Raw genomic sequence first — 12,799 nt, forward strand, 5'->3', positions numbered from 1 at the left:
TATTCGTCTATCAGCCGGGCGTATCGCTTATCGGTTACTTAGGCATGCGGGTCATACCGGAATGGGTATTACCATGACCGGCACCTTGGAGTGACGGATGACGCGACGTGCGGTGTCTCCCATCAGGCCACCTCGCAGAATGCCTTGGCCACGCTTACCGATAACCACCAGGTCGTAGCCGCCGGAGTGGGCCTTTTCCACGATTCTGTCACCCGGTTCGCCAATGTCGACGGCCACGTCGTAGGTTACATAGGGTGAATCGTCGCTGCTGTCCATGCATTCTTCGCAGAACTGTTCGATACCCTCTTTAATCGAGGCGTCGCTGCGTTTCCGATTCACCAGGATCTCCCTGGCGTCTTCCACGTTGCGGTTTCTGATCTCGTTCCAAAGCTCCTCATTGAAGTAGCCTTCGAGAAACTTCTCGAACTCACGGGATTCCACCACGTGGAAGACGGTCAGTGCGGCATCGTAGGTATGTGCCAGACTGGCGGCATGAGGAAAGGCCAGGCGGCCCTCTTCAGAGAGATCGGTGACATAGAGGATCTTTTTATAGCCGATACGGGGTAGTTTTCTATTAGGCATATCCGATCTCGCTTATCAGGTCTTTACCGGTGATTTCTTGAACCAATCCAGCCAGATGCCGCTGAGCAGCCAAGCGTAACCGTAGGTGCCGATGAGGATCAGTATGAAGGTGACGGCGATATCCTTCGCTGTGCCATCCAGTGAAAAGCCGGGTACATAACCAAACAGGAAGGGACCGAGGTAGAGGAACTTGGCGAATTTGAATGATGTGAAAGCGGTCTTCCACATATTCGCCTTGGCGATGGTGGCGCCGGCGAAAGCGGCGATACAGACCGGCGGCGTGATGTTGGAGTCCTGCGACAGCCAATAGACAATCATATGTGCGGCAATCGGGTTGACGCCCAGTTCGGTGAGTGCGGGTACCGCAACTACCGCTGTAATCAGATAGGCTGCAGTGACCGGAACACCCATACCGAGAATCAGCGAAGCCAGGGCGATTAACAGGATGGTCAGCCAGAGTGCGCCATCCGCAAGCTCGATGACGATATCGGCAAAGGTAAGCACCAGGCCACTGTAGGTGAGTACGCCGATGATAATACCGATGACGCCTACAGTGGCACCGATCTTCAAGCTTGATTCGGCGCCGGCGCGGGACGCTTCCAGGAAACCTTTCAGATCGATGCGTGTATCCTTGCGGAACCAGCTGACGACAATACAGGCCACGATGCCGAGGATGGCTGAGTAGCCGGGCGAGTAACCGAGCAACATGAAGATGGTGATAATGACCAGCGGCAGGACGTAGAACCACTCCTTTTTGAGTATCTCCTTGGCGCTCTCTTTCGATCTCTCACCCACGATGTTGAACCGCTTGGCCTCATAGTGGACCATGACGAATACACTGAAGAAGTACATCAGGGCCGGAAAGATGGCCACCAGCATGATCGTGGAGTAGGGCACGCCGGTCAATTCGGCCATGATAAAGCCACCGGCTCCCATGATAGGCGGCATGAACATACCGCCGATGGAGGCGGCCGGTTCGATGCCGCCAGCCACGTGCGGCCTGAATCCGGCCTTCTTCATCATCGGAATGGTAAAGGCGCCGGTGGATACGGTGTTGGCGATGGCGCTGCCGGAGATGGAACCGAACAGTCCTGATGCGATGACAGATACCTTGGCTGGACCGCCGATCTTGTGACCGACAGCGGCAAGGGGGAAATCGATGAAAAAGCGTTGAGCGCCGCTCCTCTCCAGGAAAGCGCCAAAAATCACGAACAGGATGATATAGGTCGCCAATACATTGGCCATGATGCCGAACACACCATCGCTCTTGTAAAAGATGCTGGTGCACAGGTCAGGGAAGGTGTCTCCCGCATGCGATATTATCTCCGGGGCGTACTCGCCATACACGCCATAGAGCAGCATGATCGCACCGATAATGACAAACACGCTGCCGACTACCCGCCTGGCAAGTTCGACGCCTATCAGCACACCGACCATGGCAATCCACTTATCGAGTTCGGTCTCTGCACCGGCACGATAGTTGATGGCCTCGAAATTGACAATCCAGTAGCCGATCGACCCGATGGATGCCGCGATCAGTATATAGTCCCACACCCGACCCCAGACAGTGGGTGTGCGGTAGAGCATGAAGACGAGCATATAGGTGATGATGATATAGATGCCACGATGGTACTGGGTGGCGGCGGGTTCCAAAACTGCGGAGTAGGAGTAGAAGAGCACCAGTCCCAGTGCCAAGGCGTCGAACATGATCTGTTCGATTTTATGGAGTTTTTCATAAAGCATCGTATGATCCGCTAGCTGGGGCCTGTTAACAGGCCCTTAGACTTTTCAACGCCGAAAGAGATCGCCTTATGAGAGGTTATCCTTCCGGCTATGTTGAACATTTTACTCTTATCCTTTCTCTACCCAGTATTGCTTTGCGTCTGGATGTGACGGTGTGACGATCCCGTTGACACCGGTGCGAAATGAACATCCGGATTATGAAGCCGATTGTTAAAACGCTATATGCTGTAGTGATAATGCGCCATTCTCGTTGTTATCTTGGCATTTAAACATGATGCGGTCGAACTGAGTTCTTACGCCTTTTGATCCATACAACATAGACGAAAAAGATGATCTATGCCAGCAGATGACCAAACAATCAGCCAATTCATGACCCATGAAGCGGATCATGATATTGGCTTCATGTTGAATGGCTTAAGCGGATGACTCACGCAGTAGACCTGCGGCCCGCTGCATGGCTTCAAGCGCCGGTACGACTTCCTGCCAGCGTCTGGTCTTGAGACCGCAGTCGGGATTGATCCACAGTCGATCTGCCGGGATCCGCTGCATTGCCCGCCGCATTAGCGTCATGATCTTATCGAGGGATGGGATGTTTGGGTTGTGGATGTCATAGACACCCGGTCCGATTGCGTTAGGGTAGTCGAATGCCTCAAACACCTCCAGCAGCTCCATGTCCGAACGGGATGTTTCGATGGTGATCACATCCGCGTCCATGGCGGCAATTGCCCCGATTATGTCGTTGAACTCCGAATAGCACATATGTGTATGAATCTGGGTCGAATCCTTCACGCCGTTGGCACACACGCCGAATGCATGAGTGGCCCATTCCAGGTAACCCTGCCATTCACTGCGTCTCAGGGGTAGTCCTTCCCGCAATGCCGCCTCGTCAATCTGGATGATTGCAATCCCGGCCTGTTCCAGGTCAAGCACCTCGTCTCTCAAGGCGAGCGCCAGCTGAAGACAGGTGGCCGCACGGGGCTGATCATCGCGCACGAATGACCAATTGAGCATGGTGACCGGGCCGGTGAGCATCCCTTTCAAAGGTTTTGTCGTAAGGGACTGGGCATAGTCTGTCCATTCACCGGTCATGCAGTGATGACGCTCGATATCACCGTAAATAATCGGCGGCTTTACGCAGCGTGAACCATAGGATTGCACCCAAGCGTGCTCCATAAAGGCAAAGCCATCCAGCTGTTCGCCGAAATATTCCACCATGTCGTTGCGTTCCGGTTCACCATGTACCAGCACATCCAAGCCGATCTTCTCCTGTTGCCGGATGCAGTAGGCGATCTCCTGTTTCATGGCCTTTTTATAACGGTTCCAGGTCAGCTTGCCGTTACGATAATCCCTGCGGCATTGACGTATTGAACCGGTTTGGGGGAAGGAGCCGATAGTGGTGGTGGGGAGGGGTGGCAGATTTAATCTCTGTGCCTGTACCTGGCTGCGGACCTCATAGGGACTTCGACGTTGTGCCATCGATGGAGTGATTTCCGCTATACGCTGATGAACAGACGGCTTGATCACCCGGTGAGATCGCTTGCGTGTGAGCAGAGCGTTGGCGTTGTTCTCCAGTTCGGTTGTCACGCTGTCTCGCCCCTGATTGAGCGCAGTGGCGACGAGTTCAAGCTCAATCAGTTTCTGTTTGCCAAAGCTGCACCACGCTTTAATCTCCGGATCGAGTCTTTGTTCACGTTCCAGGTCGAGTGGAACGTGCAGTAGTGAACATGAGGGGGCGAGCCATAGCCGTTGCCGGAGGCGGCTATGGATCGGCTCCAGCCACGCCAAAATAGCCTTGAGGTCACTCTTCCAGATATTTCGGCCATCGATAATACCCAGGGACAGGATCTTATGCATGGGCAGCCAATCGATGATCCGGTCGACCTCCTCCTGTTGTCGGCTCACATCGATATGCAGCCCGGCAACGGGCAGTTCACATGCCAGTTGCAGGTTTTCCCGCAACTGACCGAAATAGGTGGTCAGCAGCAGTTTGACCGGACTGCTTTGCAGTTGGTAATAACTATTGCGCAGGGCATGTTGCCAGGTTGCGCTGAGTTCGGTCGCCAGTATCGGTTCGTCGACCTGCACCCACTCTACGCCAGCCGCTGCAAGTTGAGTCAAAAGATCGGCATAGATGGGCAGCAAGCGCTGCAGTAGATCGAGTTTGTCGCTACCGTCCTTGCTTTTACCCAACCAAAGATAGGTGACCGGGCCAATGATGACCGGTTTAATCCGCTGGGTGTCAGTGCCGGTTTCGGTGATTTGTGTGAGCAGTGTATCGATCGCCAACCGAAATTCCGTGGCGTGCTGAAATTCCGGTACGATATAGTGGTAGTTGGTGTCGAACCATTTGGTCATTTCAGCAGCCGCCTCCGGTGGCGTATCCTGATTGGAAGCGCCCCGGGCAACCTGAAAATAGTTGTCAAGGGTGGTGATCCCAGCTTCCTGCCGGAAACGGGGTGGGATATTGCCGAATAGAAAACTGCTATCCAATACCTGGTCGTAGAGCGAAAAATCTCCCACTGTCAGCATGTCCAGTCGAGACTGCAACAGCAGATTGTCCCGGCGAATTTGACGGGCCGTCCGTTCCAGCTCCCGCTGGTCAAGCTCCCCCCGCCAATAGGCCTCGAGGGCAAATTTCAATTGTCGCTTGGTACCGATGCGGGGTAGTCCGAGGTGATGTGTTGTGGCCATAGTCCTTGCTCTGAGATGTCGTTATTACCAGGGCGCTATTGTAAGGAGGCAAATTATGAAAATATAATGATCATATTGCTATAAAATATGAAGAAAACTCATACTATGATAGAGCTGACCCACCTCAAGATCATCGCTGCCCTGAAGCGTCATGGAACGCTCACTGCCGCAGCCGATGCGCTCTTTCTCAGCCAGTCTGCGCTTTCACACCAAATACGATATTTAGAGGGAAAGCTGGGTGTTGAACTCTGGGAGAGGCAGGGGCGCCGGTTGAGGTTGACCCGTGCCGGCATACAGTTATTGAAGACGGCGCATGAAATTCTGCCCATCCTGGAGCAGACTGAGCAGACCTTAAAAGCCTTGGCTGAAGGGAAGCAGGGGACATTGCGTATCGGAGTAGAGTGCTATCCCTGTTATGAATGGTTGAAGGACGTTATTGCTGACTACTTGAGCCGTGAACCGGATGTGGAGGTGGATATTTTTCACCGTTTTCAATTTGCCGGGCTGGAAGGGCTGTTGAATCGTCATATCGATCTACTGATCACTCCGGATAGGGTGGATCAGCCTGGGCTTGGTTTCGATACGCTTTTCCATTATGAGTTGATGCTTTTGGTATCCGATTCCCACCCGTTGGCTGATGCATCATGGATTAAGCCGGAGCAGTTGGCGCAGGAGAACCTTGTCACTTTTCCGGTGGCGCCGGAGCGTCTGGATATCCTCACCCTGTTCCTATGGCCGGCGGCGGTGAGAACAATAAAACAGAAGCAGATTGAATCATTCGAGATTATGCTGCAGATGGTGGCCTATAATCGTGGCATCTGTACTTTACCGGACTGGTTGGCCGTCAAAGTAAGTGCGGAGCTGCCTTTGAAAGCGCTACATTTAGGGAGTCAAGGCATCAATAGGAAGTTGTATGCGGCCTATCGTCATGAAGATGGAGGGATCGGCTATTTGCAGCGATTTCTGATTAGGGCAAAACGATTTAAACCCTAAGATAGGCATTTTCAGGATAAAATAAGATCCTCGCACCATGGAAACAAAACAGCTGAGCAGACGTATGTTTCCTCAATCTCATCATGGATATACCGACCTATGAAGATCAGGTACAAGGTTGCAAGTGGAATCTTTGGCTAGTACGGGGCAGTGCAATAGATCGGTGGCGGACCAATGAAGAGATTTCTTACTTGGCGGGATGACTGGTATCTGGGGATCGATGAAATCGATCAGCAACATCTCCATCTGGTGGATCTGGTCAATCAGGTGGCAGACTCGGTTATGACGCAAAATTCAGAATCGAATGATGACGGAGCTGCGATGCGGCTGGTGCTGCAACTTCAAGAGGAGACCAGGCAGCATTTCAGGGATGAGGAGGCCTTTATGCGTAATCATGAATATCCTCAGGTCAGCAGTCATCATCGGGAACATGCACTGCTTCAGGCTGAGATGAGTGATTTGATAAGAGAGATAGAAGAGGGGAAACGCAGGCTCGATATAGAAACCCTGACTTCACTCAAGTATTGGCTTATCGATCATGTCATAGACAGCGATATGGATATAGCCCGTTACATGAACAGTCGATAAAGACCATGCAGGGACAGAGGCTGTTGGCCTGTACCTTACATCTTCAAAAGCCTACCATGACAATACAGCAGTATATGCGGCGATACCGTCCGCAGCTCAGGCTGGCTGTGTACGCGGTCAATGACAGAGCCTAACAATCAGCATGGACTGAATGATGCTTAAAGCGGTCGGTGATAAAGAACAATGCATTGAATCAGTCGGGAGTTGGCTGGCATGGCGGTGAGTGTTTTCGATCTCTTCAAAATCGGCATAGGCCCTTCCAGTTCCCACACCGTCGGGCCGATGCTGGCGGCCAAGCGATTTGTGGAAACACTGTCGGATGAGCGCCTGCTAAAGGTTGCACACAGAATTCAGATAGAGCTGTTCGGGTCATTGGGAGCTACCGGCAAGGGGCATGGGACGGATAAGGCACTATTGCTCGGACTCATGGGAGAGTCGCCCTCAACGGTGGATGTCCAGGCCATACCGCAGCGGATCGATGCTATCCGTGAGCAGAAATCAGTGGTGCTGGGCAGTGGACTGCGGCTCTGCTTCGATATGGAGGGTGATCTTCAGTTTCATCGGAAAAAACAGCTCAAACTGCATGCCAACGGTATGCGGTTCACGGCCTTCGACGATAAGGGGAAGGAGATTTCACAAAACCATTTTTATTCCGTTGGAGGTGGTTTTGTAATTGAGGAAAATGCGCAAGGCGAGGTTGTTATCAGTGAGGATAAAACCCTACTCAAGTATCCTTTTCATAGTGGCGAAGAGTTGTTGCGGGTCTGTGACGAGCAGGGGCTCTCCATCAGCCGGCTGATGTTGGAGAATGAAAAGTCATGGCGTAGTGAACAGACGATTCGCGACAGTTTGCTGCAGATATGGCATGTCATGCAGCAATGCGTGGAACAGGGTTGCACGACTGAAGGGGTGCTGCCGGGTGGATTAAAGGTTAAACGACGCGCTCCACGTCTCTACAGGCAGCTCAGTAACGATGCGGAACTCAATCAGGTGCCGCTTGGCACCATGGACTGGGTCAATCTGTTTGCTCTGGCGGTCAACGAGGAGAATGCCGCCGGAGGCCGGGTGGTGACCGCTCCCACTAATGGGGCTGCCGGAATTGTTCCCGCGGTACTCCACTACTATTGGCGTTTTTCACCGGGAGCAACGGAGGATGGTGTGATCAGATTCCTACTCTGTGCCGGTGCGATCGGTATCCTGTACAAAGAGAATGCCTCGATTTCCGGTGCCGAGGTGGGTTGTCAGGGTGAGGTCGGTGCTGCCTGTTCCATGGCTGCGGGTGCATTGGCCGAGGTATTGGGCGGCACGCCGCGCCAGGTTGAAAATGCCGCGGAGATAGGAATGGAGCACAATCTGGGCTTGACCTGCGATCCGGTAGGCGGCCTGGTGCAGGTGCCGTGTATCGAGCGTAATGCCATGGGTGCGGTAAAAGCCATAAATGCCGCGCGCATGGCCTTACGGGGAGACGGGTCGCACTTTGTTTCACTGGATAAAGTCATAAAAACCATGCGAGAGACCGGCGCGGATATGAAGACAAAATATAAAGAGACATCGAGGGGAGGGCTGGCAGTCAATCTTGTCGAGTGTTGAAATTGATCTAAAAAAGGGGAAGGATTAGCTGAATCTGACCGATAAAGGATGATAGAAACCAATATGAATGAACAAGGCGTCTTTTACAGCTGGGAACAGGCCTGTGACTACGTCGGTGACAGTCGTTTTCTGCATGAACTTGAAGAGTTCTATTTCCACTTCAACGGGTTCGCTTCTGTCGAGGTGGAGAGCGGAACCTTTGACAGGGTCTATGTGGACGGTTATCTCAAGCTCTACGCCACTGATGTCAACGAGCTGAAAAAGAATCTGCCGGTCACCTACAGCAGTGCCATTATCGATCACAACATCACAATTAATGGTGTTGTTCGTGATGACCTGTTTCAGAAGTTTCTGGTATTCGACGAAGAGCTGCTCATTGGCGACGGGAAGGGCGAAATGGATAATGAGTTCAACTATCCTGCCGACATGCACTTCAACCACGACGATTTGAATCGTGTCTGTGATACTTACGGTATACAGCGTCCGGATTCAGAACCTCAATCCAAGCCTATTGTTGTCAAGGATGAGGTAACGCTGCAGGTGATCGGAGCACTTGCCTGTATGCTGGCCATGAACAACGATCTCGAGGCCTCGCTGCACAACCAACAGCACATATCGGAAATCATTATCGACGATCTTTTTATTATGCTCAGCGGTATGGGGATCGAGGTCGACGGTAAACAGAAATTCCTCTATGAAAAACTCATTTCAGAAGGTGTGAGAAGCGTCATCGAAGCTTGATCTGTGTAGCGGGAAACCCTTGTGCCACTGGGGTATGGTGTCCCTGCAAATAAGTAATGAATGCTGTTACTTATTGTATTTGATAGTTATTTTCAGCCCATCCGATTTCACGCCAGTGATTACCTTAGTATTTCTCTAGGGTATAGCCCTTGCAAATTATAATACCTGACTATATTACTGTGTTATTAAGTTTCAGCAGTCGGCCGGCATTGGCCAGGGGCAGTAAAAAATGAATCTATTCCCGCAATCTGTTTACCCCATTTCTTTTGCTGTAACAGCCGCAATTGCATACCGCAGGGGAGATGAGACATGGGTATGACCGATAGTAGTGTGGAGAATCTCATAAGCACCGGATATGCAGAGGGATTCGTCACTCGGATTGAATCGGATACGCTGCCGCCAGGTTTGGACGAGTCGGTAATCCGTGCCATATCGTCACGCAAAGACGAGCCGGAATGGATGCTTGAAAAGCGCCTCCAGGCGTATCGCCATTGGCTGAATATGCAGCAACCGGACTGGGCAGCCATCCGTTATCCCGCTATCGATTTCCAGGCAATCTCCTACTACTCCTCACCGAAGAAAAAACCGCAACTTGCCAGCCTTGACGATGTGGACCCGGAGTTGCTGGCCACCTACGAAAAGTTGGGGATTCCCCTTGACGAGCAGAAGGCACTGGCCGGCGTGGCGGTGGATGCAGTCTTTGACAGTGTTTCGGTGGCGACAACATTCCGGGAGACACTGGCTGAAGCGGGTGTGATCTTCTGCTCCATGTCGGAGGCGATACGCGAATATCCGGAACTGGTGCAGCGCTACATGGGATCGGTGGTCCCCTATAAGGATAACTATTTCGCCGCTTTGAACAGCGCGGTGTTCAGTGACGGAACCTTTGTCTATATACCCAGGGGTGTGATGTGTCCGATGGAGTTGTCCACCTATTTTCGTATCAATGAGGCACAGACAGGGCAGTTTGAACGCACCCTGATCGTCGCCGAAGAGGCTAGTCAGGTAAGCTACCTTGAAGGCTGTACCGCTCCGATGCGGGATGAGAATCAACTCCATGCGGCAGTCGTGGAGTTGGTGGCCATGACTGATGCAAAGATTAAATATTCAACGGTGCAAAACTGGTATCCGGGCGACAGTGAGGGCCGTGGCGGTATATACAACTTCGTGACCAAACGGGGGGATTGCCGGGGTGACCGTTCACACATCTCGTGGACCCAGGTTGAGACAGGGTCCGCGGTTACCTGGAAGTATCCCAGTTGTATCCTGCGTGGGGATGACAGTGTGGGTGAGTTCTATTCCGTGGCTGTGACCAAGGGCAGGCAACAGGCGGATACCGGCACCAAGATGATCCATATGGGCAAGAACAGCCGCAGCACCATAGTATCCAAGGGTATATCGGCGATGCAGGGCAGCAATGCCTATCGGGGTCTGGTACGCATTGCGGCGAAGGCGGAAAACGCGAGAAACCACACCCAGTGCGATTCCCTCTTGATCGGTGATCGTTGTGGCGCCCATACCTTTCCCTATATCGAAGTGAAGAATCCCACCGCCCAGGTGGAGCATGAAGCCACAACCTCGAAGGTGAGTGAGGATCAACTGTTCTACTGTCGTCAGCGTGGCCTCTCGGATGAGGATGCGGTGTCGATGATCATTAACGGCTTCTGCAAAGAGGTCTTCAACGAGCTGCCGATGGAGTTTGCCGTTGAGGCTCAGAAGCTGCTTGCTGTGAGTCTGGAAGGGGCGGTTGGTTGAGATGGAAGAGAGGTTTCCGATGTTGACGATAAAGAATTTACGGGCCAGCGTGGAAGACAAAACGATCCTGAATGGGGTCGATCTGCAGATCAATGCAGGCGAAGTGCATGCCATCATGGGACCTAACGGGTCGGGAAAGAGCACTTTGGCGCATGTCCTTTCAGGAAGGGATGGTTATCATGTGACTGACGGTAATGTGAGTTATATGGGTGAGAATCTGCTCGACCTGGAGGTTGAAGAACGGGCGCACAGAGGGCTTTTTCTCGCATTGCAATATCCGGTTGAGCTACCCGGAGTGAACAACATGACCTTCTTGCGGGAATCGATGAATGCGATACGCAAGGCTAACGGTGAAGAGGAGATTGATGCGGTCAGTTTCATGAAGCTTGTACGCGCCAAAGCAAAACAGGTGAAGCTGGATGAAAAGCTGCTCAAGCGTTCGGTGAATACGGGTTTCTCGGGGGGTGAAAAAAAGCGCAACGAGATTTTTCAGATGGCTATGCTGGAACCGCGGCTGGCTATTTTGGATGAGACGGATTCCGGTCTCGACATAGATGCCCTGCGAACAGTCGCGGATGGTGTGAATATGCTGCGTTCAGAAGAGAGAGCCTTGCTGGTGGTAACCCATTATCAGCGTTTGCTTGACTATATTCAGCCGGATTTCGTCCATGTGCTGGTGGCGGGCCGCATTATTCGTTCCGGAGGCAAGGAGTTGGCGTTGGAGTTGGAGGAGAAGGGGTATGGCTGGCTGATTGATGAGGATGCGGCATGAATATGCACGGCTACCGAGAGACGGCGCAACGTACCATTGACAGCCTGGCCCATGACAATGGAGATTGGCTCATTGAACAGCGACGTGCTGCGATGGAGCGCATGACTGAACTCGGCTTTCCCCATGCCCGCCAGGAGGCCTGGCGTTATACGGGTGTGGAGGGTTTGTTGCAAAAGGGGTTTATATCGACCCCTTCAGTATTGGATTCATCCCGGGATATCGCCATCGATCGTATGCTCGAGGGTCCTGTTGCTGGGCGTCTGGTGTTCGTGGACGGTAGCTACCACCCCGGGCTGTCGATGGACATTGAGCAGACAGGGTTCAGGATAGGAAATCTGCGCGCAGCCATGGCCACAGGTGATCAGTCGGTGCTCAGCTCGGTGGGTAATCTGTCCGGGGTGGGAGATCATGCCTTCGCCGCCATGAATATGGCGACCCAACAGGATGGCGCCGTAATTCAGCTGTCGAAAGGTGTTGTGATCGAGCAGCCCATAGAGTTGTTGCATATAACAACCCGTAAGAGAGGCGGGCATGCACAACAGATACGCCACCTGGTCGAGTTGGATGCGGATGCTTCGGTTAGCCTCATAGAGCGTTATCTGTCGGCGGGTGATGACCACGACTACTTCAACAATGTCGTTTGCGAGATCGATCTGGCGGAGGGAGCAACCCTGAGACACCAACGTGTGCAGCAGGAGAGCAATCATGCCTATCATCTGTGCGGCCTCTATGTCAGTTTGGGCCGGGATGCCCGCTATCTGGGTGTGAATGCGGCACTGGGCGGTGCATGGTCACGTACTGAGTTCCATCATCGGTTCTCCGGGGAAGGTGCGGAATGTGAAATCGACGGCCTCTATGTGGCGGGTGATGGTCAATTGACGGATTTCCATCTCGATGTGGATCACAGCGTGCCCCGTTGCCGAAGCCGGGAGAATTTCAAAGGTATTCTGCATGGGGTGGGAAGAGCGGTATTTGACGGTTTGATCCGGGTCGGGATCGATTCGCAGAAGAGCCAGGCGCATCTGCACAACGCTAATCTGATGCTCTCAAACAAGGCCGAAATCGACACTAAACCCCAGTTGGTTATCCTCGCGGATGATGTGCAGTGCAGCCATGGTACAAGTGTGGGCCGGCTGGATGAACAGGCACTCTTCTATCTTCGCTCGCGGGGAATCGATGCGCATCAGGCACGGCGTCTGTTGTGTCTCGGCTTTGCCGAAGAAATTATCGACAGGTTTGTCACAGATTCCCTGCGTGTAGAGATCAGGAGTGATCTGGAAAAGCGGATGCGGTTTTGATTTTCGTGGGTTTTTCGCACTGAAACGGCAATTGACGGTATTGGCA

At 52.7% G+C, this 12,799-nt stretch carries 10 protein-coding genes; 7 read left to right on the forward strand and 3 right to left on the reverse strand.

The genetic code is table 11. The annotated features are described in order from the left end of the window. Positions 1-51 precede the first annotated feature (51 nt). The 3 genes from AB8516_RS15725 to metE form a co-directional block, all read right to left on the reverse strand. Positions 52-582, reverse strand: coding sequence for a universal stress protein (locus AB8516_RS15725; protein WP_369162059.1), 531 nt, complete (start codon positions 580-582; stop codon positions 52-54). Positions 583-597: 15 nt separating this feature from the next. Beyond that, the gene (locus AB8516_RS15730; protein ID WP_369162060.1) at positions 598-2,325 is read right to left on the reverse strand and encodes a TRAP transporter permease; all 1,728 of its coding nucleotides are present in this window, start codon (positions 2,323-2,325) and stop codon (positions 598-600) included. Positions 2,326-2,739: 414 nt separating this feature from the next. Continuing rightward, entirely contained in the window at positions 2,740-5,016 is a 2,277-nt protein-coding gene (metE, locus tag AB8516_RS15735; protein ID WP_369162061.1) for a 5-methyltetrahydropteroyltriglutamate--homocysteine S-methyltransferase, read from the reverse strand. Between the two features lie 105 nt (positions 5,017-5,121). On the opposite strand from metE, the gene AB8516_RS15740 reads away from it, so the two are divergent. The 7 genes from AB8516_RS15740 (at position 5,122) to sufD (ending at position 12,753) form a co-directional block, all read left to right on the forward strand. Next, complete coding sequence (locus tag AB8516_RS15740) at positions 5,122-6,009, forward strand: LysR family transcriptional regulator (protein WP_369162062.1); 888 nt, start codon at positions 5,122-5,124, stop codon at positions 6,007-6,009. Between the two features lie 174 nt (positions 6,010-6,183). Beyond that, positions 6,184-6,597: a bacteriohemerythrin gene (locus tag AB8516_RS15745; protein ID WP_369162063.1), complete on the forward strand. Its 414-nt coding sequence runs from the start codon at positions 6,184-6,186 to the stop codon at positions 6,595-6,597. A gap of 213 nt (positions 6,598-6,810) precedes the next feature. Continuing rightward, positions 6,811-8,187: an L-serine ammonia-lyase gene (locus AB8516_RS15750; protein ID WP_369162064.1), complete on the forward strand. Its 1,377-nt coding sequence runs from the start codon at positions 6,811-6,813 to the stop codon at positions 8,185-8,187. 63 nt (positions 8,188-8,250) lie between these two features. Next, positions 8,251-8,928 carry a hypothetical protein gene (locus AB8516_RS15755; protein WP_108294782.1) on the forward strand — a complete coding sequence of 226 codons (678 nt, stop codon included), beginning with the start codon at positions 8,251-8,253 and terminating at the stop codon, positions 8,926-8,928. Positions 8,929-9,243: 315 nt separating this feature from the next. Beyond that, positions 9,244-10,683, forward strand: a complete 1,440-nt coding sequence (gene sufB, locus AB8516_RS15760) for a Fe-S cluster assembly protein SufB (protein ID WP_369163307.1) — start codon at positions 9,244-9,246, stop codon at positions 10,681-10,683. 19 nt (positions 10,684-10,702) lie between these two features. Then, positions 10,703-11,455, forward strand: a complete 753-nt coding sequence (sufC, locus tag AB8516_RS15765) for a Fe-S cluster assembly ATPase SufC (RefSeq protein WP_369162065.1) — start codon at positions 10,703-10,705, stop codon at positions 11,453-11,455. After that, entirely contained in the window at positions 11,452-12,753 is a 1,302-nt protein-coding gene (gene sufD / locus AB8516_RS15770; protein ID WP_369162066.1) for a Fe-S cluster assembly protein SufD, read from the forward strand. The genes sufC and sufD overlap by 4 nt, the downstream gene beginning before the upstream one ends. Positions 12,754-12,799: the final 46 nt, after the last annotated feature.

The organism is Candidatus Thiodiazotropha sp. LNASS1, assembly GCF_964212655.1.
Classification (GTDB): Bacteria; Pseudomonadota; Gammaproteobacteria; order Chromatiales; family Chromatiaceae; genus Thiodiazotropha.

Bases quoted from the DNA above. Each gene is read 5' to 3' on its own strand.
- AB8516_RS15725 (WP_369162059.1), bottom strand. From the start codon at position 582: ATGCCTAATAGAAAACTACCCCGTATCGGCTATAAAAAGATCCTCTAT.
- AB8516_RS15730 (WP_369162060.1), bottom strand. From the start codon at position 2,325: ATGCTTTATGAAAAACTCCATAAAATCGAACAGATCATGTTCGACGCC.
- metE (WP_369162061.1), bottom strand. From the start codon at position 5,016: ATGGCCACAACACATCACCTCGGACTACCCCGCATCGGTACCAAGCGA.
- AB8516_RS15740 (WP_369162062.1), top strand. From the start codon at position 5,122: ATGATAGAGCTGACCCACCTCAAGATCATCGCTGCCCTGAAGCGTCAT.
- AB8516_RS15745 (WP_369162063.1), top strand. From the start codon at position 6,184: ATGAAGAGATTTCTTACTTGGCGGGATGACTGGTATCTGGGGATCGAT.
- AB8516_RS15750 (WP_369162064.1), top strand. From the start codon at position 6,811: ATGGCGGTGAGTGTTTTCGATCTCTTCAAAATCGGCATAGGCCCTTCC.
- AB8516_RS15755 (WP_108294782.1), top strand. From the start codon at position 8,251: ATGAATGAACAAGGCGTCTTTTACAGCTGGGAACAGGCCTGTGACTAC.
- sufB (WP_369163307.1), top strand. From the start codon at position 9,244: ATGACCGATAGTAGTGTGGAGAATCTCATAAGCACCGGATATGCAGAG.
- sufC (WP_369162065.1), top strand. From the start codon at position 10,703: ATGTTGACGATAAAGAATTTACGGGCCAGCGTGGAAGACAAAACGATC.
- sufD (WP_369162066.1), top strand. From the start codon at position 11,452: ATGAATATGCACGGCTACCGAGAGACGGCGCAACGTACCATTGACAGC.